The organism is Methylosinus sp. is20ea, assembly GCF_059718135.1.
In genome coordinates this window covers 1,589,885-1,613,149 of record NZ_AP046088.1, presented here as the reverse complement: position 1 = coordinate 1,613,149, position 23,265 = coordinate 1,589,885, and the positions used below count along the sequence as shown (strand labels likewise).

Here is a 23,265-nt window from a genome sequence, read left to right as displayed (position 1 = left end):
AAAGGATGCGGCGCGGATTGTTCGGCAAGTTGCAGGCCAAGCGCGATTTCGTGTCCCAGGGCGCGCCGCGCGGCTTTCTGTCCGCTTTCGAGCCCTGGATTCAGGGCGGCGTCGCCTCCAGCCGGGCGCAGCTCGGCGCCGATTGGCAGGCCGCCTATCTCACCGCGCCCATCTGGCGCTTCTGGCTCGGGCCGCAGCTCTGCGCCGGCGCGACGGCGATCGGCGCCTTCATGCCCTCCATGGATGGCGTCGGCCGCTATTTTCCGCTCAGCGTCGCAATGTTCGCCGAGGAGGGCGAGAGTCTGCCGCCGCCGGAGGCGGATCCGCAGGAGGGCTGGTTCGCGGCGATAGAGGATTTCCTGCTCTCGACGCTGGAGCCGGGCCTCGCCTTCGAAGCGTCGCTCGAAGCGTTGGAGGCGTTGCCGGCGCCGGTGCCCGGCCTCGCGGAGACGCGCCTGCTGACGCCGGCCGCCGCCGCGGCGCGCGTCGGCGAGGCGGGTTTCGGCGAGGCTTGCCGCCTCGCGCGCGAGGCGCTCGCCCGCGCCCGCGCGGTCGCCGACCAGAGCTTCTGGTGGACGCAGGGCGGCGAGGGTTTTGCGCGCGTCGCGCTGGCGTCGACCGGCCTGCCCGATCCGGCGATCTTCTCCGCCATGATCACCGGCCGCTTCGCGCTCGAAGCGCCCGCCGGCGAGGCGCGAGCGCCATGACCGACATTCGCCCCATGCGCGCCTTCGCGCTCTCCGACAAGGGCAGGGTGCGCGCGGAGAATGAGGATAATTTCCTGTCCAAGCCGCAGACCGGCCTTTTCGCGGTGGCGGACGGCATGGGCGGCCATGCGGCGGGCGCGACGGCGAGCGCGGTGGTCGTCGACAGCCTCAGCCGCGTCGCCCCGCAGGGCGTGGCGGCGGAGCTACGCCGCCAATGCGAGGCGGCCTTGCAAGGCGCGCATCGCGATATCCAGCGCCAGGCGGCACTGCGCGGCGTCGCGACAATGGGATCGACAATCGTCATGCTGCTGACCTTCGACCGCTATTACGCCTGTCTGTGGGCCGGCGACAGCCGCGCCTATCTGCTGCGCGGCGGCGATATCCTGCAGATCACCATCGATCACACCGAGGCCGAGCAGCTGCTCGCCGATGGCGTGCTCACCCCGGAGGAGGCGCGCAACTGGCCGCGCCGCAATGTCATCACCCGCGCGGTCGGTGCCGGCGAGACGCTGGCGCTCGATTTCGTCAATGGCGAGCTGTTCGAGGGCGACATGTTCGTGCTCTGCTCGGACGGGCTCACCGGCCATCTCTCGGCGGCGGAGATCGCCGGCCTCGCCAGCGGCCGCGCGCCGGAGGAGGCCTGCCGCGCGCTGATCGATCTGGCGCTGGCGCGCGGCGGAACCGACAATGTCACCGTGCTCGTCGCCGCCTATCGGCAGCAGCAGGAGCGGCAGCCGACCCGCTTGCGTCCGGCGCGCGAGGAGTCCAGAGAGACGACGAGGCCGCGTTGAAGAAATTCGCGCGGACGATCTATCATTCATTCTCATGCGTACGGTTCGCCGCGCCAGATCGTATGAGACTGGGATTTTATAGAGCGATACAATGTCTTACCCGCCGGATGTCCATTCGATCCACGGCGCCCTGCCACCCGGCACGCGGCTCAACGCCAATTACGAGATCGACGCCTTTCTGAAGGCGGGCGGCATGGGCGATGTCTATCGCGGCCACGAGATAGAGACCGGCGACACGGTCGCCATAAAGCTCATTCGCGACCAGCTCGCCGGCGACGAGGCCGTGCTGGCCATGTTCCGCAATGAGGCGCTGGCGCTGCGCCGTATCCATCACGAAGCGATCGTGCGCTATTTCGGCTTCACTCTGGAGCCGCAGCTCCGCCGGCACTATCTCGCCATGGAGTTCGTCGAGGGCCAGCCGCTCTCCGACCTCTTGGACCGCGGCCCGCTGCCGGCGCCGCAGGTTCTGGCGCTGATGCGCCGCATCGCCGCCGGCCTGCAGGCCGCGCATGAGCAGAATGTCGTCCATCGCGACGTCTCGCCGGACAATATCATCGTGCCGGAGACCGGCATCGCCCGCTCGCGCATCATCGATTTCGGCATAGCGCGTTCGCTGCGGGTCGGCGACAGCACGGTGATCGGCTCTGGATTCGCCGGCAAATACAAATATGTCTCGCCGGAGCAGCTCGGCCTCTTCGGCGGCGATGTGCGCGCGGCCTCCGATATCTACAGTCTCGGCCTCGTGCTCGCGGCCTGCCTCCTCGGCAAGCCGCTGCCGATGGATGGCACGCAGGTGGAGGTGATCGAGCGCCGCCGCGTTCTTCCCGATCTCTCGGCGATCGATCCGATGATGCGGCCGATCATCGCCGCAATGCTGCAACCGGACCCCGAGGCGCGGCCGCGCAGCATGGCCGAGCTCGCCGCCTGGGCGCCCGACGCCGACGAGCGCGGCTCCACCGTCTTCGCGCCGCGTGGGCCGCGCGCGACATCTCCCACGCCCGCCCCGGTTCCGCCGCCGATTCCGGTCCCGATCGAATCGGCTCCTCTCGCGCCGCCGAAACCCGTCTCGCCGCCGAAGGCGGAAAAGCCGCGGCGTGTCGGCGTTCTCGTCGGCTCTCTCCTCGGCGTCGTCGCGCTCGCCGCCGCGGGCTTCGGCGGCTGGCGCTATCTTCATCACGATGCGCCGGCGACGACGACCGAAGTCCAGACCACCACGACGACGGACGTCTCCGCCGCCGAACCGCCGCCGCCCCTCGTCGATCCGCCGCAAAAGCCCGCCGAGACGCGGCCCGATCCTTTCGTGCGCCTGCGCGAATACGCCCGTGATTTCGACGGCGGCGATTGTTTTCTGGCCGTCGTCGGCGAGATTTCCGCCGGCGAGGCGCAGATCGAGGGCTATGGCCGCGGCCGCGAGCCCTTCGACGCGCTCGACAAATCCTTCCGGGACGCCATGGGCGTTCCGGCTGCGATCGGCGTGCGCAAAGTGACGGCGCCGCAATGTCCGGCGCTCGGCTTCGCCAAGAAATTCATGGGCGTGCGCGAGCCGCCGCGTTTCGATGTCGCGCGCACGCAATTGCAGCGCAGCGGCGACAAGCTCGAGGGCGCTATCGAGACGCGCGCCGAACATGTGCGTTTTCTCATAGTCGACGACGACGGACTGGTGAATGATCTCACCGCTCGGCTCGGACAGGAGCCGGGGCGGCGCGACTTCGCCATGGAGCTGCGCGCGACCCGGCCCGGTCCGGTGCTGCTGGTGGCGATCGTCGGCGCGACGCCCATCTCCATCGCCAGCGCGGCCCGCGCGGCGACGGCTAGGGACGTGTTCGCAAAGCTCGCCGAGGAGCTCGCCGATGCGTCGCCGCCGCCCGCGGTGGCGCTGAAATATGTGTCGCTGGTCTCGGGGCGCTGAGCGCCGCCGGGACGAGCGAAGGATAGGCCCGAGATTTTTTTGCCTCGGAGTTTGGAATTTGCATTTTCCGGCGCCGCGCCGGGCGGAGGATCTCATGACGCGATCGATGATAGGGATTTTCGATCGATCGTTTCGCGCGGCCCTCGCCGCCTTCTTTCTCCCCGCGAGCGGGGAGACGGTGAGGATGAGGGGCCGGGGCGTTTTCCGCTGCGCTTCACGCTCCGAGCCACTCACCCTTTCTCTCTCCCCGCGGGCGGGGAGAGGGGGACATGCGCCGGCCGATCGGTCGTGCGACGAACATTCCTCGAAGAGGCGTTTTCACCTCTCCCTCGCCCCCGCGACGTCATGGCCGGGCTTGTCCCGGCCATCCACGCCAGGACGCCGAGGCGTCTCGAAAGCTTGGCGTGACGCCGAAGCTCCGGTGGGGCGTCCGCCGTGTGACGGATCCGTCGATAGCGGGCGCTTTCCTTTGGTTTCTCAGCTGCTTGGCGTGGATGGCCGGGACAAGCCCGGCTATGACGGCTGCAGCGTTTCGCGATGTGCGAATCCGATAGCCCTCGAGGGGGGAGGTCGAGCGCCGCAGGCGATTGGGTGGGGGCGTCTTTGCCGAGTCTTTGCCGTGCGACCCCACCCCGGATGGCTTCGCCATCCGCCCCTCCCCCTGAAGGGGAGGGTGATCACGCCCCTTCTGGCCTTGGCGACGCTCGCTCTGCTGCACGGAAGCGCGCTCGCGGAGGATGCGCTCGTCCGCAGCTTCCGCCAGGGCGGTGACGTCGCTTCCGTCGGCGTGGTCGAGGCCGGCGCGGATACGGAGATCGAGGGCCCGCAGGCGATCTATTCCGGCGCGGAAGGCGAGATCTATCTGCTCGACCAGGTGAATGGCCGCGTGCTGCGCTTCGATCCGCGCAAGCCCGCCGAGGCGACCCGCTCGCTCGAATTGCCGGGCGACCTGCGGCCGACCGACATCGTCGTCGCCAAGGACACGATCTATGTGTGGGACGAAGGTCCGCGCGCCTTGCAGGCGACGGGGCCGGAGGATGCGCAGACGCGCAGCCTCGCGGTGACGCGCTCGGTCGCCGCGCCGGACGAGGCGACGCTCTCCGCCTTCGCGCAGACCGGCTCGCAGGAGATCGGCGACGATGCGGGGGGCGCCCGCGGGCTCACCGACGGCAAGCCCATGCGGTCGCGCCAGACGATCGCCTCGCATGGCCGCGGGCAGGTGGTCGCCGATGTGAACGCGCTCGACAAAAAGGGCGTCTCCATCTCCCTTCAGATCAAGGATGGCGCGGCGCTCGCCAGACTGAAAATGCAGGTGCGCAGCCGCATCGGCTCGGTGGAGCTGCTGGACATCGACCAGCGCGGCCGCATTTTCGTGCTCGGCGAGAATGTGCCGACCGACGCGACCGACCAGCCCTCGACCTTCGTCGCGCGCTACGCCTCCAATGGCGCGCTCGAGGGCGTCTATGAGCTGCCGCTCGACAAGCAAATGGCGCTGTCGCGACGCTTCGTCACCGTCTCGGCGGAGGGCGACGTCTATTTCCTGCGCACGCGCAAGGGCTCGGTCGATCTGCTCGGCGTCGGCTTCCGCCCGATGAAGAATGGGCAGGTCATCGATCTCGCGCCGCCCGCTCCGGCGATTCCCTCTTATGCGCTGACCGATTTCGGCAAGCGCAAGGGGGCCACGGCGGCGATGCGTCCGCTCGATCGCGCCCAGGTCATCCAGACTGCGCTGCAATTCGCCAATGTGCGCTGGCGCGTCAATGCGGGCGCCTATGGGCCCGATCCCGACCGCGGCTGCAGCGGCTTCGCGCGCATAAGGCGACCCGGCTATCTGCACGGCAAGATGGGGCAGGAGGTGGTGGGCATTCCCTATTGCTGGGGCTGCCATGGCGCGCTGCCGCGCATAGCGGCGGAGATCGGCGCCGGCCGTCTCGCCGGCAATGTCTGCACCCGCAATGATCCGCGTCCGGATGTCGCCGGCGTCGATTGCTCGGCCTTCGTCAGCGCCTCCTGGGGCCTCGCGACGCATTTCACGACAATGGCCATTCCGGCGATCTCGCGCGAATTGAGCAATCCTTGGGACCTTCTGCCCGGCGACGCGCTCAACAAGCCGGGCTCGCATGTGATGCTGTTCGTGCGCTTCACGCCCGATCGCCGCGCCGAGGTGATCGAATCCTCGACCGGCGGCTGCAATGGCAAAGTGTGCCGTAACATCTATCCGCTCGGCTCGCTGCTGGCGCGCGGCTATCGCCCGGTGCGCTTCCGCGGCCTCGCCAATGACATGAGCGCGCCGACGCCGGTCGCCGCCGTCGCCACCGCGACGCCCATGGGCAAGACCAAACCGGAGACTGGGCCGGAGGCTCTCGACCAGAACGGCGCCGAGACGCCCGCGCACGCCAAGCCGAAAGGCGCCGCCAGGACGCAGGCGCGGTGAGCGCGACATGATCCTGCGGCTGCGAGCCGGCGCGGAGACGCTGATCCTCGGTCCGCGCGCGGCGTTCGCATCCTTCGCGGCGCGCGCCGGCGGCGCCTTGGCGAGCGAATATGAGGTGCGCCGCCGGCTGCGCATCGCGCTCGCCGATCCCGAGGGCGCCGACGCCTTGCGCCGCGCCTTCGGGCGCTGGCGGGAGGAGGGCGCGCGCATTCGCGAGGCGGACGATCGCGCTCTGATCGACCGCATCGCGCGGATGAGCCGCAATGGGACGCTCGCGGCCTTCGTCGTCGCGGATCGCTCCGAGCGGCTCGCCGGCATGGGCCTGAAAGAGCGCATCGCGACGACGCTGAGGCTCGTCCCCAACCATCTGACCGGAGCGACGAAGCAGGAATTCGCCGCGCTCGTCGAGCCGAAGGCGCTCGCGACCACTGTCGAGGTGCTGGCGGTCTGGGCGGTCTCCCATGCTTTCGGGGCGGGAGAGGCGATCGACGCCGTGCTTCTCGCCGTCGGGCTCTATTTCGGCGGCCCGCAGCTGTGGCGAGGTCTCCAGGCGCTGTTCCATGCGCTCGAGCTGATGGGGACGGCGTCGAGCCGCGCGCAGCTCGATGAAGCGGCGTCGATTTTCGCCGATGGCGTGGCCAAGCTCGGCGTCGTCGTGCTGATCGCCGCGCTCACCCATGGCGCCGCGAAGAAAGCCGGGCGCTGGACGGAAAAAAAGCTGAGCCTGCGCAACACGCCGCCGGAGAAGGCGCCGAAGCCGGAGAGATATGAGTCGAAGCCGAGCAAGCCGACGGCCGACGAGCCGAAGCTGCTGCAGCCCGGACTGACCGAGCAGCTCGGCCGCATGTATGAGAAGGCGCCGGCCGCAAAGGCGGAGATCGACGCCATCGCCGCGGAAATCGCCGAGAAGACCGGCGGCTCTGTCGCGCAGGCGCCGCTCAAGGACGCGGCCCGCGCGCGCGCCAAGATCATCGAGGACTATCAAGGAGATGCAACGCGCATCAAGGATATTGCGCGCAATACGATCGTCGTCGAGAAAGAGAATTTCGACGCTGCGGTGGCGCTGCTGAAGGAGAAGGGCGCCAAATGCAAAGTCATCGACGCGGAATCCAATGCGCTCGGTTACAGCGGCGCCAATACGGTGTTGAAGACAGAATCGGGGATCATGGCGGAGATACAAGTCAATACGCCCGAAATGATCTACGCCAAGGAGACGCCCGAGATCGCAAGGCGGATTTTGGGCGAGGACAAATATGCGGAAATCGCCAACGCCGCGAAAATGGAAGGCGGGCGCGGGCATGTCCTGTATGAGGAATACCGCGTTCTGTCGAGCGGCGACGCGAGAGCCGCAGAAATAGAGGCCGAGAGCAGAGCCTATTACGACGCTATTCGGCGAGGAGGAAAGTGATGGGGCTTTCGAAAGCGGATTTTCGCGACCGCGACATCTATGTCGACTATCCGTTCGAGGATGTCATGTTTCGATTCGATCACAAGACGAACGGCTTCTATCAGAAATTCTACGGCGCCGCGCAGGAGGCGGTCGTGCCGCAGGACAATAAGCTGCTCACCGACGCCATTCTCTATGGAGAGGAGATCGACGCCGGCGTCTATAGAGCGGGGAAAAAATGATCCGCGCGCCGGCCGAGATGTGCGCCAACTCACATCGCCGCCGTTCCCTCCTCTGATATTCGTTGCGACGATGAGAAGCGGGATGGTAGCGTGCGCCGATTGGGTCGCTGCCATTTCATCCGACCACGGCGTTCGACGAAAATGACAACCTATTGGAGATCATTCGTCTTTGCCTTCGCGAGCCTCGTTCTCGCGGCCGTCGTCGCGTCTCCCGCCTGCGCCGAGCGGCGCGTCGCTCTCGTGCTCGGCAACGCCGAATATGACCATATCGCCCGGCTCAAAAATCCGGTCAATGACGCCAGGGACGTCGCCGAGACGTTGGCGAAGGATCTCGGCTTCGAGGTGATCTCGCTCGTCAACGCCCGCAAGGACCAGCTCGACGGCGCGCTCGCCGATTTCTCGCGCAAGGCCGCCGGCGCCGATGTCGCTCTGTTCTATTACGCCGGCCATGGCGTTCAGAACGAGGGCAAGAATTATCTCCTGCCCACCGACATCGCCGTGAAGGACGTCGCCGACGTCGAGTTCAAGGCGCTGGACATGGACCGCGTGCGCCTCGCGCTCTCCAAATCCGCCGGCGTCAACATTCTCATCCTCGACGCCTGCCGCAACAATCCGTTCGACAGTCTCCTCACCGCCTCACGCTCGATGGACGGCGGCATGCTGCCGCGCGGGCTCGAGCGGATGAGCGTCGCAGTGAACAAGGGCGCCAAGGGCATTCTCGTCGCCTATGCCGCCGCGCCGCATGAGGTGGCGCTGGACGGCGCCGGTCGCAACAGCCCCTTCGCCGAGGCGCTGCTCAAGAATCTGAAAGCGCCGGAGGTGGAGATTCGCCGCCTGTTCAATCTCGTCAGCGACGATGTCGCGCGCACGACCAAGGGCAGGCAGTCGCCGGAAATCTCCAGCCGCATCTATGGCGATTTCTATTTCCTGAGCCCGGACGAGATGGCCGAGCGCGCGTGGCAGAAGGCCTCCAAGACGCAGGACCCCGCCGATTTCCGGGCCGTTCTCACGCTCTATCCGACCTCGCCCCGCGCCCGCGACGCGCAGCTGCGGCTCGATCTCTTCGAGAGCGTGCAGCGCTGCAACGCCGAGCAGAAGGAGCTGGACGCGATCGGCCCCAATGATCTTCCGCGCCTGCGCGCCGCCGCCGGGCGCTTCTCCTGCGACGCCGCGCGCAAGGGCGCCGAAGCGCTCGTCGCCAAGGCCGAGGAGAAAGAGCGTCGCGAGCTGGCGAGCTGCGAGGCCGACAATAAATCCCTCGGCGCGCTGCGCGAGGACGACCTCGCCGGCCTGCGCGCCGCCGCTGCGAGAATGACCTGCCCCGACGCGCGTCGGCGCGCCGGCGATCGCGTCGCTTCTCTCGAGGAGAAGGAGCGTCGCGAGCGGGACATCTGCAACGCCGATCTCGCATCGCTGCGCTCCGTCGCGCGGGACGATCTTCCGGGCCTGCGCGCAGTCGCCGGACGGCTGGCCTGCCGCGCGGCGATCGAGGAGGCGAGGCCCCTCGTGGCGGCGCTGGAGGCCAAAGAGCGTCGCGAGCGCGAGACCTGCGAGGCCGAGCGCAAGGCTTTCGCCGCCGTCGATCCGAGCGATCTTCCCGGCATGCGCGCCGCCGTCGGCCGCATGACTTGCGCCGCCGCGCTGGAAGGCGCGCGTTTCGTGCTCGCGCGTCTCGAGGAGAAAGAGCGCCGCGAGCGCGATATTTGCGACGCCGATCGCAAGGCGCTGGGCGCCGCCGGCGTGAGCGATGTCGCCGCGCTGAAATCCGCCGCCGCCAAAATGCGCTGCGAGGCGGTGCGCAACGACGCCAATCTTCGGGTCGCCGAGCTGGAGAGCAAGGCGATCCGCGTCGAAGGGCAGAGCTGCGACGCCGAGCGCAAATCCGTCGCCGGAATGGGCGGCGACCTCGCCCGGCTGCGCGCCGCTTCGCTCGGCATGAAATGCGACGCCGCGCGCGAGGACGCCAAAGCCCGCCTCGCCAAGCTCGAGGAGCAGGAGACGCTGGCGCGCCAGACCTGCGACGCCGAGCGCAAGTCGCTGCAGTCCAAGGCCGACGATCTCATCGCTCTGCGCGCCGCCGTGCTGGCGACGACCTGCGAGGATGCGCGCAAGGACGGCAAGGCGCTGGCGGCCGAGCTCGAGAAGAAGCAGCGCCTCGCCAAGGAGAGCTGCGACGCCGATCGCAAGGCCTCGGAGGCGAAATCCGGCGATCTCGCCGGCCTGCGCGCCGCTCTCGACGGCATGAGCTGCGACGCGGCCCGCGTCGAGACCCGCCGCAAGATCGCCGAGCTGGAAGGCGCCTGCGCCGCCGATCGCAAGAGCGTCGCCGACGTCGATGCGACGAGCTTCGACGCGCAGCAGAAATTGGGCGCGCTGCGCGGCCGCAAATTCTCCTGCGCCGATGCGCGCGGCGATCTCGACAAGGCCGTCGCCGCCGTCGAGATGCGCGTGCGCGCGGCGCAGACGCAATTGAAGACGCTCGGCTGCTATGCGGCCGCCGCCAATGGCAAGCTCGACGAGCCGACCAAGGCCGCCGTCGCCGCTTATGCGAGCAAGAAGGGCGAAGCCGCGCCGAGCCGGCTGACGGATGAATTCGTCGCCGGGCTGCAGGGCCAGACCGAGACCGTCTGCGTGCAGCAGTCCGCGCCTGTCGCCGCCAAGCCCGTGGAAGCGCCCGTCAAGGACGCGAGCCGGGAAGAGGCCGCTCCGACCAGCAAGCCGGCCAAGCACAATGCTCGTCGCCATGACGAGGAGGACGAGCGGCCGGCGCGGAGCAGCAAGCGCCATCAGATCGTGGAGCCGGTCGCCCCGCGTCACATGCGCGAGCGGGCCCCGGTCGAGCGGCCGGCGCAGATCGCCCGTCCGGCGCGTGCGGCCCCGCCGGTCCAGGCCGCTGCGCCCGCCCCGGTGGCGGCGAAGCCCCTCTCCTGGTCGCATAATCCGGGCTTCTGAAACCGCGCCGCCGAGCGCTCAGTCGGCGGGACTGCGGGTCAGCCCCCAGAGCGCGAAGGTCGCCAGCGCCGCCTCCACTTTCGCGCGCGTGTCGCCCGTCCCCGACGCGCTCCCGGCCATTGCGTCGACGAGCGCGTCGATCGTCCGCGTTCCATCGAGAAGCGCGAGAAAGCGGCGCGTGTCGTCGCCTTCCAGCGACACTTGCGAATGCCGATAGCTCGTCACCGAGCCGAGGCCGAGCCGCGCCTGGGCGCGCGCCAGCGGATTGGCGAAAGGCGTTTCGCCGGCGTCGCGGCCGACAGGAAAAGGCTCCGTCGCCAGCCGCGCCATATTGCCGGCGTAGAGCCGCAGCAACGCCGCCCGCGCCGGCGCCTCGGCGGCGATCTCGTCTATGGCGAGCGCGCGCGGATAGGCCGCGCCGAGCCGCCGCATGGCCGCGGCGAAAGCCGGATCGCGCGTCGAGACCTCGCCGCGGCCCGCGGTCTTGAAGGCGAATTCGCCTTCGCCGACGCTGGCGTCGACGAAAGGCTCGAGCGGCGCCTCGAGATAGAGGCCGGAGAGACGCTCCGGCGCAAAGCGTCGCTCCAGCGGAGCGCCGGCGCGGCAGAACAGGCTGCGGCGAAAAAAGCGCGTCTCGACGAAATCGAGCGTCTGCTCATAGGCGATCTGATCGCCGCCGGTTAGCGGCAGCGCCTTGCTCCACAGCTCGCTGTCCCACAGCGCATGGGCGACGAGCGAGGGATCATTGTCGCAAAGATAATCGAGCCCCTGCGCGCGCGCCTTCCCGACGACGTCGGAGAAGAGCTGCGGATCATAGATTTCGCCGAGCTCGTCATGAAAGATGAGCCCGTCCGGCCGGCCGAGCCAATCGCGCGCCTCGAGCTCCAGCGCCTTGCGAAAGGCGTTGTCGCTCGTCGACCATTGCTCGGCGTAGAAGGCCGCCGACGCGCGCGCCGCGGCGATCTTGCGCTCCGGCTCCTCTATTCCGGCGACGGCGGAAAGCAGCAGGTCGCGCACGCCCTGACGCAGGCGGCATCCCGGCAGCGCATTATAGCTGATCATGGCGACGCCGCGCGGCGACAGCAGCCGGCCGCACAACGCCAGCAGCGCGTCTTGCACAGTCTTCGGCGCCCAGGCGTAGACGCCATGCGCGATGATATAATCGAAGGAGCCCGCCGGCGCGTCGAAATCGCGCAGATCGGCGCATTCGAGCCGCAGATTGCCGACGCGAGCCGCGGCGATCAGCTCGCGGCCTGCGGCGACGGCGCGCTCGGAGAGATCGACGCCGACGAATTGCGAATGCGGCGCGCCGATCGCCATGCTCGCGAGATTGACGCCGTCGCCGGCGCCGATCTCGAGCACGTTGCAGTCCTGGAAGGGCGCGGCGGCGCGCCCCATCAATTGCGCGAGAGCGCCGAGCTGCGTCGGATGCGTCCAATGGCGGACGGCGTAAGGATAGTCTTGCTCGTCATAGACATTGCTCATGGGAATGCGCTCGCAATAATGGCGTCGGCCCGCGACCTATCGATCTTCGATCTATGCCGCCGATCCTCGATGAATTCCCGCGCTCTGGCAAGGCGCGCCGCTCAGGCGGCAGGGCTCCGAATCCAAATTGACAAAACCCAAGCAGCCGCGTCATGGCAGCGACAAGTGCGGCCATGATGCTTGAAACCCTGATCGAGCAGGCGCGTCAGGCCGTCACGAGCTGCGCGGGCCGAAAAGTGTCGGCGCGCGCGCGGCGCCATGCGGCGGCGAAGCGCGCGTCTATGTCGCCGGCGAGAAAAGCGCCCGGCGCCGGCGCCGGATAGAGATCGGCGAAGCTCGCCGCTTCATGAGGGGAGATGCGGCGGCAGAAATGCTCGGGCGCGAATTGGCTCGGATGATCGAGGCCCGCCGCGGCGGCGAGCTCGGCGAGGGCGATGAGCGTCGCGCGATGGAAATTGCGCACGCGCTCCGCCTTGTCCGAGACCACCAGCGCGCGGGCGCGCGAAGAATCTTGCGTGGCGACGCCGGTCGGACAGCGATCCGTATGGCAGGACAGAGATTGAATGCAGCCGAGCGCGAACATGAAGCCGCGCCCGCTATTGCACCAATCCGCGCCGAGCGCGAGAGCGCGCGCCATGTCGAAGCCGGTGGCGATCTTGCCGGCGGCGCCGATGCGGATCGTCTCGCGCAGGCCGACGCCGATCAGAGCGTGATGAACGAAAACGAGGCCGTCGCGCATCGGCATGCCGATGTGATCCATGAATTCGAGCGGCGCCGAGCCCGTCCCGCCCTCCTTGCCGTCGACGACGATGAAATCGGGATGCAGGCCCGTCTCCAGCATCGCCTTGCAGATGGCGAGGAACTCCCAGGGCTGGCCGACACAGAGCTTGAAGCCGACCGGCTTGCCGCCGGAGAGCGCGCGCAGCCGCGCCAGAAATTGCAGCAATTCGATCGGCGTCGAAAAGGCCGAATGCGCCGCCGGCGACACGCAATCCTCGCCCATGGGCACGCCGCGAATGCGCGCGATCTCCGCGCTCACTTTCGCGGCCGGCAGCACGCCGCCATGGCCGGGCTTGGCGCCCTGGCTCAATTTCACCTCGATCATCTTGATCTGATCGCTCGCGGCGATAGCGGCGAATGTCTCGGGGTCGAAAGCGCCCGCGCGCGTGCGGCAGCCGAAATAGCCGGAGGCGATCTGCCAGACGATGTCGCCGCCGCTCTCCTGATGATAGGGGCTGAAGCCGCCTTCGCCCGTGTCCTGCGCGAACTCGCCCTTGCGCGCGCCGAGATTGAGCGCGCGTATGGCGTTGCGGCTCAAGGCGCCGAAGCTCATCGCCGAAACATTCAGCAGCGAGATGTCATAAGGGAGCGCGCAGCTCGCGGCGCCGACGCGCGTGCGGAAATGCTCATGCGAGACGGGCTGCGTCGCGATCGAGTGACGCAGCCATTCGAAGCCTTCCTCATAGACGTCGATCTCCGTGCCGAAAGGTCGCTTGTCTATGTTCATCTTGGCGCGCTGATAGACGATGGCGCGTTTGTCGCGGCTGAACGGACGGCCGTCCTTATTGTCCTCGAAGAAATATTGCCGCAGCTCCGGCCTTATGTCCTCGAGCAGAAAACGCAGATGCGCGGAGATGGGATAGGCGCGCAATATCGCATGCTCGCGCTGAAAGAGATCATGCGCTCCGATCAGGCAGAGGGCGCCGAAGGCGAGCGTCGCGAGGAAGAAGAGGCTCGACCAATCGCCCTTCGCCGCGATGGCGCAGGCGAGAAAGCCGGCGACGCTGAGGGTGAGCGCGACGAAGCGCGGCGTGAAGGGGAGAATGAGCAGGCGCAGCATGGTCGAATTCTCCTCCGGGAATATGACAGGCGCGCCGCGCCTCGGCGGCTTTTCCGGGGCGGCCGGGCGAATGCGTCGAGAGTTTTCATATCCGATGTCTTTTTGCAACGATCACGCTCGGTCCTCGAGGGCTCCGAACTCGCGTTGACGAGCGGCCGTCTTTCAATCGTCATGGCCGCGACAAGCGCGGGCAAGACGCGGCTGCATAGGATTTGCTAACCTGGATTGGGAGCCCTGGCGGGCTCCTGCGCGGCTTGCGGGCGCTGCACGGCGAATGATAGTCTCGCCTCGCTTGTTCGGGCCTTTTCGTCATTCGAGATCTGTCGCGCGCATGATCGCTTTTCCTGTTCTTTCGGCGGCTTTTCCGCGGCGCGTCCGCGCGGCGCTCGCGATTTCATGCGCAATGCTCGCTCTTCCTGCTTTCGCTGTCGCGCAGGAGACGCGCGCCATCGTCATCGGCGTCGATCGCTATGAGCATGCGCCGCCTCTGCGCGGCGCCGTGGCGGATGCGCGCGATCTCGAGGCTGTTCTGCGCGGGCGCGGCGCGCGCGATGTCGTGACGCTCATCGACGAGGCTGCGGAGCGCGCCGCCATATTGCGTGCGCTCGACGCGATGCTCGCGCGGACGCAGAAAGGCGACACGATCTTCTTGACCATCGCCGGCTATGGCGCGCTGGAGCCGCGACAGGAAAAAGGCGCGCAGACTGACGAAGCCGTCTTCCCGCTGCCGAAATTCGATCCGCAGGACAAGCGCAAGAGCGGCGAGAAAATCCTGCGCGCGGAGCTCGATCGCTATATCGAATCTTTCGAGAAGAAAGGCGCGCGGGTCGTCCTCGTCGTCGACGCCTCCTTCGGCGGCGGCCTCGCTCGCGCGGTCGATCCGCGCGCGCAGCGGCTCGTCTATCGCTCGCTGAGCGATCGGCCGCTTCCCGATCGGCTCGCGCTCGTCGCGCCGCGCGATTTTACGCGCTCGGTGGTCCTCGCCGCGGCCGACGCGCAATCGAAGGCGCCCGAGGTGGACATTCCCGGCGCCGGCTTTCGCGGCGCGCTGAGCTATTGCGTGGCGCGCGCGCTCGAGGGCGTGGCCGACGCCGATGGCGATGGGCGCGTCACGACGCAAGAGCTCATCGCCTATGTGCGGCAATTCACCTATCAGCTCAGCGACCAGCGGCAGAACATCGTCGCCCTTCATCCGCGCGGGCTCGACGCGTCGAAGGATGTGATCGCGCAGCTCGCGGCGCCGCTCGGCCGCGGCGTCGGCGTGCAGGCGGTCGGCGCGCCGCCGGGCGGCGAGGAGGAGGACGCCGCTCCGGGCGGCAGGCTGACGATCACCCCGCTGACGCCCAAATCCATGGCGATCGGGCCGGGCCAGAGCCTGCCGCCGGCAAAGCCCGCCGCTTTGCCGCCGCGGCCCAAGGAGCCGATCCGCGTGGCCGTGCGGGGCGCCGCGGCGGAGCGCGGAATGGGAGCGGGCGCGCATGCGCCTTTCGTCCTGGTCGGCGCCGATGCGGCGGCCGATATCGTCTGGGACGCGGCGAGTCGCGACGCGCTCGCTGGCGGCGACGTGCTCGCGCATAATGTCGACGCGCATGAGCTCGACGTTCTCATCGACCGCGCGGCGACGGTGCGCTGGCTGAAGCTCGTCGCCGGCAAAGGGCCGCTGCCGATGCGCGTCTCGCCGGAGGGGCTGCATCGCAAGGGCCAGCGCGTCGAGATCGTCATCGGCGGGGTGGCCGGCCGCAATCTCCTGCTGTTCGACCTCACCGGCGACGGCGTGCTGCAATTGCTCTATCCGCTGCCCACGGACCCGCCCGTCGTGCAATCGTCGGAGTACCGGCTGACGGTCGTCGCGGGCGAGCCCTTCGGCGCCGATCAGATCGTCGCCATCGCCTCGACGCGGGCCATGCCGCAACTCGAGACGGCGCTGCGCCAGCTCGATCGCTTGCGCGATCCCGCCAAGGTCGTCGACATTATCTCGCAATTCGCCAATGGCGACGCGCAGCTCGGCGCCGTCGGCATTTTCACGACCCGCTGAGGAGGGAGCGATGCGGCGTCTTTGTCTCGGCTTGCTCTGCTGCGTTTCCGGCGCCGTCCTCGCCGAGCCGCAGGACGCGACCCGCTCGGTGCGCATTCTCGACGAGGCGCCCGCGGAGGCGCCGGCTCCGCAGACGCCAGCGCCGGCGATTCCGAAGCCGCCGGGCAAAGGCGCCGGCTCTGGCGTGCGGATCGAGGTGCTGCCGCAGGAGGAATTCGCGCTCGGCGCGCCGATGAGCTTTCGCGTGACGGCGGAGAAATCCGGCTATGTCATTCTGGTCGATGTCGACGCGCAGGGAAGGCTGGCGCAGATCTTTCCCAATATGGTGACGCTGGCCGATCCCGCGGGCGTCGACGAGAAAGCCAATTTCCTGAAAGCCGGCCAGTCGATGACGCTGCCGGAGGCGGGCGGCAAGGCGGCCTATCGCTTCGTCGCCTCGCCGCCGACGGGCGTCGGCATGGTGGTCGCGATATTGAGCGACACGCCGTTGCAGATCGTCGATCTGCCGGATGTGCCGGCGGCGCTCGCCGGCCAGGCGGAGGCGGTCGATTTCGTGAAGGATTCGACGCGCATGCTGCAGATTCTGCCGGCCGAGGGCGAGCGTCCGACGCGCGCGCCCAAATGGTCCTTCGCGACGAAATTCTACGGGATCAAGTGACGCGCGAGTGGGGCCTTCCGGCTCTTTCGAACGTTAGCCGCCGATGAACACGGTCGGCAGGCCCATGGTGATCTTGTTCGGCGGGCCGACGGCCTCGACGATCGTGTCGCCCTGCCGGCAGGCGGGCAGGCCGTTGATGAAGACGCTGGTGGAGCCGTCCACCACCACGCCCGGCCCATGCGGCGGAATCGGCAGAGGCGTCGCGCAGATGTGAATGTCGGCGCCGCCGGCCGCCCCGCTGATCATCGATCCCATGCTGGCCGCCGCCGCGGCTTTGGTCGCCTCCTCGGCGGCTTTGGCGGCGGGCGCGCCCGGCGTGCCGGCGGCGGCGAGCGTCGCCGCCTCCGCGACCTGGATCGTCGTGTCGGAAACCGATTTCGCGGATTGGATCGCCGCCGCGGCCGCGCCGCCGACGCCGCGCCAGGCCGGCAATTGGCCGATGAACACATTGAAGCTGCCGGGGCCGGGCGTCAGCACCGGCGGCAGAGGATGCGCCACGGGATCGGTCACGCGCGCCGCAGGCCGGCCCATATGTCTCCTCCTCCGATGATCTCGAACAACGACTGTCAGCCTATTGCATAAGCCATCGAGGTCAACCGCGCTGTGCGCGCGCCCATATCGCTTTCGCGCGGGAGACGATATTCTCGCCGCCATTGCAGGCGTCGCGCGACGCGCAACGAAAGGCGGCTTTCGATGAGTCTTCTCTTCCCCTGGAGCGCCCGTTTGGCGGCGGCGGTTCTGGCGCTCGGCTTTTGTGGGGCGCGGGCGGAGGAAACGCTTCAGGAGCTCGTCCATCGCGGGCCGGAACTCGCCGGGCTGGAGGCGACCGGGCTGATCGTCGAGACGATGGAGCTCGCGCTCGGGCCGCAGAACAGCTCGCTCAAATATCGGATCGTCAATCCGACGGCGGCGCCGGTGCGAGCCACTGTGACCTTCCCGCTTCCCGAGATCGATTTTTCCGATCCCGATGCGGCATGGTCCATTCCGGGCGCGGACCCGGTGAATTATGTCGGCCTCGCCGCGACCATCGATCAAAAGCCGGCCCCGCTCTCCGTCTCGCAGAGCGCCGTCGTCGAGGGCAAGGATGTGACCGCGGCGCTGCGGCGCAGCGGCCTGCCGCTCGTTCCGGTCGGCCTGTTTCACGACAAGCTCGCCGGCCTGACCGCGGATGCCCGCGCGCGCCTCGTCAAGGACGGGCTCATCGGCGAGAATGGGACCGATCCGGCGGGAAACCCCATATATTCGCCGCGCTGGTCGGTTCGTGGCGCGGCGTCGCGGGCGCTGGAGCTCGCGCCCGGGCAAGCCGTCCTCGTGGACTATCGTTTTCGCTCTAGCCTTGGTCTCGCGCGCGACAGCGTGCTGCGCGAGCCGCTGCGCTCCTCCAAGGAGCTCGCATCGGAGGTGGAGCGCCGCCGCGCCGATTATTGCCTCGATCGCAGCTTTCTGGCGGGCGTCGACAAGATCGTCTCCACGGCCGCGGCGCGTCGCGCGGCGACGCAGGAGGCCGTCATTCCCGCCGCGGAGGGCGCCGCGCCGGAGGCCGCCGCGACCGACGCCGCGAAAAAACAGCCGGCGATCCGTATGTTCCCGGAGGCCAATGTCGCCGAGCTGCAGGAGCGCCGCATCTCCTTCGATCTCGGGGCCGGCGCGCCGACGGCGCCGGTGCGCCAGTTCCGCCTCGTCGTGGACAAGGGAAAGCCGACCCGCCTCGTGAGCTTCTGTCTCGTCGATCTGAAGAAAATCTCCCCCACCGCCTTCGAGATGCGGGCCGCCGATTTTCGCCCCACGGGCGTGCTGCGCGTGCTCCTCCTCGGCCCGAAGGACTGAGCGGGGCGGCCCGTGCTGGCCAAGACCCCGTGCTGGCCAAGACCGCCCAAATCGTCTACTGTGCCGGGCATCGAGAGTGTGAACGCTTTTGCGAGAGCGTGAACGCTTTTGAAAGAGCTTTGGCGTCGTAATATCGGCGCGGATTTCAGCGCGTGTGGTTTATCGGATTTCGACGGCCGGGGCGGGGAACGCCCGAGGCGACGACTTCAACGACGAAAGGATGAGGCCATGCGGCTTGCTGCGGCGATCTTCGCCACTTGCTGTTCTTTTTCCGCGCTGGCGCTCGAATCGCCCGCCGCGACGCCCGCGGACATGACCCTTGCCCCCGCCGCCGTCGCCCAGCTCGATGTCGGCGCTTCCGAGCCCGTCGGCCCGGTCGTCGAGACCGCTCCGCTTCCTCCCATCGTGGAGCGCACGCTCGTCACGCGGCCGACGCCCGTCGCCCACCACAAGATTCGCCATATCGTCCGGCGGCCGGGCGCGCTCGCGCATCATTCGTATCCGCCGCGCCGCCGCATCGAGGCGCGCACGCCGATCCTTCCGACGCCGGTGGCGGAGGCGCTGCGTCCCGCGCCGCGGCGTTGCGAAGTAATCACCTGCCCCCGTTTCGTGCTGGTGGGCGTCGGCTTCTGAGCACAGACGCGGTTTCCCTCGTCGACTGACACGGCCGCGCCCCGAGAGGCGCGGCCTTTTTCATTTTGCTCGCGAGAACGAATGAAAAAAGGCCGCATCCCTCGGATGCGGCCTTGTTCTCGCGCTTCGCTTTCGCGTCAGCGATCGCGGTGGTGATGATCGTGATCGTGATCGTGATCGTCGTCGTCATCGCGATCGTGATCGGAGAAGACGAAGAGATTCACGAGATCGCCGATCGCCGGCCGATTGGCGGGAATATAGGGATTCTCGTGCGAGGGGATCGGGTTCGGCAGATTGTCGCGGCTCAGATGCGAGACCGTCGGCAGCTTCCAGTTCCGCTCGATGAATTTCAGCAGCGAGACATGGTCGTAATAAGTGTGGTCGACATAGCCCTTCTTGGCGTAGGGCGAGACCACGACGAGCGGAATGCGCGTGCCGTCGCCGAAGAAGTCGACCGGCTGAATATAGCCCGAGTCGTAATAGCCGCCGCCTTCGTCCGTGGTGATGAAGATCGCGGTCGAGCCCCACTCCGAGGAGCCCTGCACGCGCGCGATCACCGTCTTCAGGAACTGCTCATAGAGATGGCTGGTCGAATCCGCCGGATGCGCGGCGAAGGCCTCGAAGGGACGCACGAAGGACACGGCGGGCAGCGTTCCGTCGGTCAGATCCTTCAGGAAGGCGCCGTAGTTCTGCAGCTTGGCGTATTCGCCCGTCGTCATCACCTGGAGATAGCCGGTGAGCGGATCGCAAATGCCGCAATAGGAGTGGAACGGCTGGCCGCCCGAAACGGGGAAGTTCACGCCGTCGACCGAATTGGCGAAGACGGTCGGATCGTCGCCGCGGTCGGCGCTGTAATATTTCCACGACACGCCATGCGCCTTCAGCACGTCGACGATGGTCGAGGCCTTCTGCGGCGGCAGGGTGAATTGCGTCGCGCCGAGCGTGCGCGTCGACGACGGCGTCTGGTTCCAATACATGTTGTAGTTGTTGACGAGATAATAATGTCCCGGCGCGCATTTGCGCTCATAGGCTCCATGGCTGCGCAGCTGCTGATCCACTGCCGCGACGCCCGGCTGCGACAGATCGTGGCAGTTGACATAGGAGCCGCCGCCATAACCGTCCTGCGTATAATAATTATTCGTGCCGCTGACCGGATCGGGGTTTTCGATCTGATTGGTCGGAGGCGTCGCCAGCGAGCCGTCGAGGCTCGTCGGATCGGTGTAGAAGGCCGCATGGCCGGTGACGAGCGCCTGGAAATTGGCGCCCGTGCCGCCCATTACCGCCTGATGATAATTGTCGCTGATCGCGAAGCTGTCGGCGAGCGATTTGAAATAGGGCGCGTCGCCGGTCTGCGCGACGCCGTGCGAATCCGTATAGGCGTTCATATTGAAGAAGCCCATGGAGATCGCGCCCTCCTTGGGATCGAAGCCGGCGGGCGGATTGCCGTTGGAGCCCGTGCCGATCGTCTTCTCGACCCAGACGAATTTGTCGAGCTTGCCGCCGTCCCACTGCTGCCACATCTGGAAGAAGCGATGCACGGGATCGCCGGTATAGGCGGCGTAGGGCACATATTTGCTGATCTGATAGGGCCCATTGGGCAGATCGGTCGGGAAGCGCGTATCCGGAACGCCCTGGGGCACGCCCGCCGCATAAGTGGTGTAGGGCTGCGGCAGCGTGGCGTAGGCGCCGGTCGAAGGCGTCACGACGTCATAATGATAGAGATCGGAGCCGATGTTCTGCGCGGCCTTGGCGAAATGCGCGCCCGGCGCGCCGTCGGCCTGGATGATGCCCTTGCTCAGCAGATTGTCGACGCTCTGGCCGGCGACAGGCTGATAGCCGCCGAACAGATTGTCGAAGGTGCGGTTCTCGCCGACGATGATGACGACATGCTTGATCGGCGTGCGCGTCGCCGGATCGGCATTCGCGGTCGCGATCGCCGTGAGCGCCGTCGTCGCGAGGCAAGCGGTTTTCAAAAGCAAACGAATTTTCATGGTCGCCCTCGAGTTCGTAAAGATAAAGAACCTCGACCTAATGCGGCGGAGTCTCGCTCGTTGCGAGCGTCGCCGTGAGCGAAGCTAGGGACGCCCGATCTCAGCGTGATGGCGGCCGAATGAAGCTCTCGTGACCACGACGAATCCCTCGCTCTCGTGGCGCGCCGATGCGACAGGGCGCGCGCCTGTGTCGCATCCTTGACGACGCCGATCGCGCGACTAGCTGAAGCGATTGAATTGCGCGTTTCTCGCTGTTTTTTCCGGCCGAGTGAAAGAAGCGCATTTTTGGCGCGCGTTTGCGTCGAACGCGCGCCGTTTTCGCATATTGCGAGCGAGTCCCACGAGTTGTACGCAGACCAACGACCACGGATCGATCAGGCGAAATGACGAAAGGCGTCCTAATGGCCAATACGACAGCGGAGCTCGAGGCGCTCCTCATGCAGCGATCGTTGACCGACGCGGATCTTCTCGCCGCGACGGAGACGGCGAGCGACTTTCGCATTCTGCCGGATGCGACGGTGATCAAGATCGGCGGCCAGAGCGTCATCGATCGCGGCCGCGCGGCGGTCTATCCGCTGGTGGAGGAGATCGTCGCCGCGCGCAAGCTCCACAAGATGCTGATCGGCACGGGCGCGGGCACGCGGGCGCGGCACCTCTACTCCATCGCGGCGGGGCTCGGCCTGCCGGCGGGCGTGCTGTCGCAGCTCGGCGCCTCGGTCGCCGATCAGAACGCCGCCATGCTGGGGCAGCTTCTCGCCAAGCACGGCATCTCCGCGGTGGACGGCGCCGGGCTTTCGGCGGTGCCGCTCTATCTCGCCGAGGTGAACGCCGTCGTGTTCAGCGGCATGCCGCCTTATAATTTGTGGATGCGTCCCGCGGCCGAGGGCGTCATTCCGCCCTATCGCACCGACGCCGGCTGCTTCCTCGTCGCCGAGCAATTCGGCTGCAAGGCGATGATCTTCGTCAAGGACGAGCAGGGCCTGTTCACCGCCAATCCCAAGACCGACAAAAGCGCGAAATTCATCCCGAAGATTTCCATCGATGAGATGAAGGCCAAGGGGCTGCATGATTCGATCCTCGAATTTCCGCTGCTCGATCTCATGAAATCGGCGCGTCATATCCGCGAGGTGCAGGTCGTCAACGGCCTCGTCCCCGGCAATCTGACCCGCGCTCTGGCCGGCGAGCATGTCGGCACCATCATCACCGCGAGCTGAGATTTCATCATGACCAAGACCGACAGCATCAAGCACGTCGCCTCGCCGCTCGCGCGCCAGACTCTGCTGGACGGCGCGCTCACGCGTCCCGTCGCCGGCCGTCGCCCGATCCGCCTCCTGCCCTGGCTGCAGGTGGTGAAGATCGGCGGCCGCTCCATCATGGATCGCGGCGCCGAGGCGATCCTTCCGATCGTCGACGAGATCCGCAAGCTCCTGCCCGAGCATCGTCTGCTCATTCTCACCGGCGCCGGCGTGCGCGCCCGCCATGTCTATGGCGTCGGCCTCGATCTCGGCCTGCCGGTGGGCTCGCTGGCGCCATTGGCGGCGAGCGAGGCCGGGCAGAACGGCCATATGCTGGCTTCGCTGCTCGCGCCGGAGGGCGTCTCCTACGTCGAGCATCCGACGATCGCCACGCAGCTGGCGATTCATCTGACCGCGACCCGCGCGGTGGTGGGCAGCGCCTTTCCGCCCTATCACCACCATGAGTTTCCCGGCTCGCGCATTCCGCCGCATCGGGGCGACACGGGCGCCTTTCTGCTCGCCGACGCCTATGGCGCCGCCGGCCTCACCATCGTCGAGGATGTGGACGGCGTCTACACGGCCGATCCCAAGGCTCCCGGCGGCGAGAAGGCGCAGCTCATCCGCGAGACGAGCGCCGCCGAGCTCGCCGAGCAGAAGGGCCCGCTGCCCTTCGATCGCGCAATGCTGGAGGTGATGGCGACGGCGCGGCATATCGAGCGCGTGCAGATCGTCAATGGGCTCGTTCCGGGCCGGCTCACCGCGGCGCTGCGCGGCGAGCATGTGGGCACGCTCGTGCATACGGGCGCGCAGCGGAACAGCTGAGAAGAACAGCGGCCGAGGGGCGCGGAGGCGCCTTTCGGCCTTTTGCCCGAGCCGCGCCGAGTGGGCGCTTATGAACGTACGAAGAAGGTAGTGTCGAGCATCTGCGAGGCGACGTCGCTATTCCGACGGAATGGAACGCGCTCCGACTCTCGTCGCGCTGCGACCGATCCGTCCATTGAGCTCGCGACATACGCATGACGGGTAAGAGACGAACGGCGGTTTTCGCGGCTGCGTTCACTGTCGGGCTGTGAGAGAGGCCAGAACGATCGGGTGAAGGTTTCCTCATCCTGAGGAGCCCGCGCAGCGGGCGTCTCGAA

General features: G+C 67.5%; 17 protein-coding genes. 13 read left to right on the top strand and 4 right to left on the bottom strand.

What is annotated here, in order from left to right; translation table 11 throughout:
- Positions 1-5 precede the first annotated feature (5 nt).
- The 7 genes from tagF (at position 6) to AC6IY7_RS07335 (ending at position 10,422) form a co-directional block, all read left to right on the top strand.
- The gene (gene tagF, locus AC6IY7_RS07365) at positions 6-707 is read left to right on the top strand and encodes a type VI secretion system-associated protein TagF (RefSeq protein ID WP_497782410.1); all 702 of its coding nucleotides are present in this window, start codon (positions 6-8) and stop codon (positions 705-707) included.
- Complete coding sequence (locus AC6IY7_RS07360) at positions 704-1,498, top strand: PP2C family protein-serine/threonine phosphatase (RefSeq protein WP_497782409.1); 795 nt, start codon at positions 704-706, stop codon at positions 1,496-1,498. The genes tagF and AC6IY7_RS07360 overlap by 4 nt, the downstream gene beginning before the upstream one ends.
- 91 nt (positions 1,499-1,589) lie before the next feature.
- Positions 1,590-3,407: a serine/threonine-protein kinase gene (locus tag AC6IY7_RS07355; RefSeq protein ID WP_497782408.1), complete on the top strand. Its 1,818-nt coding sequence runs from the start codon at positions 1,590-1,592 to the stop codon at positions 3,405-3,407.
- 673 nt (positions 3,408-4,080) lie between these two features.
- A complete protein-coding gene (locus tag AC6IY7_RS07350; protein ID WP_497782407.1) occupies positions 4,081-5,841 on the top strand; it encodes an NHL repeat-containing protein in 1,761 nt (586 codons plus the stop codon).
- A 7-nt stretch (positions 5,842-5,848) separates the two neighbouring features.
- Positions 5,849-7,249: a hypothetical protein gene (locus tag AC6IY7_RS07345; RefSeq protein ID WP_497782406.1), complete on the top strand. Its 1,401-nt coding sequence runs from the start codon at positions 5,849-5,851 to the stop codon at positions 7,247-7,249.
- Positions 7,249-7,470, top strand: a complete 222-nt coding sequence (locus AC6IY7_RS07340) for a hypothetical protein (protein WP_497782405.1) — start codon at positions 7,249-7,251, stop codon at positions 7,468-7,470. The genes AC6IY7_RS07345 and AC6IY7_RS07340 overlap by 1 nt, the downstream gene beginning before the upstream one ends.
- Before the next feature lie 141 nt (positions 7,471-7,611).
- Positions 7,612-10,422 carry a caspase family protein gene (locus AC6IY7_RS07335; protein ID WP_497782404.1) on the top strand — a complete coding sequence of 937 codons (2,811 nt, stop codon included), beginning with the start codon at positions 7,612-7,614 and terminating at the stop codon, positions 10,420-10,422.
- 18 nt (positions 10,423-10,440) lie between these two features.
- On the opposite strand, the gene AC6IY7_RS07330 is transcribed toward AC6IY7_RS07335, so the two are convergent.
- Both AC6IY7_RS07330 and AC6IY7_RS07325 read right to left on the bottom strand, forming a co-directional pair.
- Entirely contained in the window at positions 10,441-11,907 is a 1,467-nt protein-coding gene (locus tag AC6IY7_RS07330; RefSeq protein WP_497782403.1) for a methyltransferase regulatory domain-containing protein, read from the bottom strand.
- A 205-nt stretch (positions 11,908-12,112) separates the two neighbouring features.
- A complete protein-coding gene (locus tag AC6IY7_RS07325; RefSeq protein ID WP_497782402.1) occupies positions 12,113-13,747 on the bottom strand; it encodes an FMN-binding glutamate synthase family protein in 1,635 nt (544 codons plus the stop codon).
- 403 nt (positions 13,748-14,150) lie between these two features.
- On the opposite strand from AC6IY7_RS07325, the gene AC6IY7_RS07320 reads away from it, so the two are divergent.
- Positions 14,151-15,782 carry a caspase family protein gene (locus AC6IY7_RS07320; RefSeq protein ID WP_497782401.1) on the top strand — a complete coding sequence of 544 codons (1,632 nt, stop codon included), beginning with the start codon at positions 14,151-14,153 and terminating at the stop codon, positions 15,780-15,782.
- A gap of 10 nt (positions 15,783-15,792) precedes the next feature.
- A complete protein-coding gene (locus AC6IY7_RS07315) occupies positions 15,793-16,440 on the top strand; it encodes a DUF4384 domain-containing protein (protein WP_497782400.1) in 648 nt (215 codons plus the stop codon).
- Positions 16,441-16,473: 33 nt separating this feature from the next.
- On the opposite strand, the gene AC6IY7_RS07310 is transcribed toward AC6IY7_RS07315, so the two are convergent.
- The gene (locus AC6IY7_RS07310; RefSeq protein WP_497782399.1) at positions 16,474-16,971 is read right to left on the bottom strand and encodes a PAAR domain-containing protein; all 498 of its coding nucleotides are present in this window, start codon (positions 16,969-16,971) and stop codon (positions 16,474-16,476) included.
- A 162-nt stretch (positions 16,972-17,133) separates the two neighbouring features.
- On the opposite strand from AC6IY7_RS07310, the gene AC6IY7_RS07305 reads away from it, so the two are divergent.
- Entirely contained in the window at positions 17,134-18,267 is a 1,134-nt protein-coding gene (locus AC6IY7_RS07305; RefSeq protein ID WP_497782398.1) for a DUF4424 family protein, read from the top strand.
- 228 nt (positions 18,268-18,495) lie between these two features.
- Positions 18,496-18,900: a hypothetical protein gene (locus AC6IY7_RS07300; protein ID WP_497782397.1), complete on the top strand. Its 405-nt coding sequence runs from the start codon at positions 18,496-18,498 to the stop codon at positions 18,898-18,900.
- 137 nt (positions 18,901-19,037) lie between these two features.
- On the opposite strand, the gene AC6IY7_RS07295 is transcribed toward AC6IY7_RS07300, so the two are convergent.
- Complete coding sequence (locus tag AC6IY7_RS07295; protein ID WP_497782396.1) at positions 19,038-20,891, bottom strand: alkaline phosphatase family protein; 1,854 nt, start codon at positions 20,889-20,891, stop codon at positions 19,038-19,040.
- 401 nt (positions 20,892-21,292) lie between these two features.
- Between AC6IY7_RS07295 and AC6IY7_RS07290 the strand changes: the two genes are divergently transcribed.
- Together AC6IY7_RS07290 and AC6IY7_RS07285 are read left to right on the top strand one after the other, a co-directional pair.
- Positions 21,293-22,105 carry an amino acid kinase family protein gene (locus tag AC6IY7_RS07290; protein WP_497782804.1) on the top strand — a complete coding sequence of 271 codons (813 nt, stop codon included), beginning with the start codon at positions 21,293-21,295 and terminating at the stop codon, positions 22,103-22,105.
- A gap of 9 nt (positions 22,106-22,114) precedes the next feature.
- The gene (locus AC6IY7_RS07285; RefSeq protein ID WP_497782395.1) at positions 22,115-22,948 is read left to right on the top strand and encodes an amino acid kinase family protein; all 834 of its coding nucleotides are present in this window, start codon (positions 22,115-22,117) and stop codon (positions 22,946-22,948) included.
- Positions 22,949-23,265: the final 317 nt, after the last annotated feature.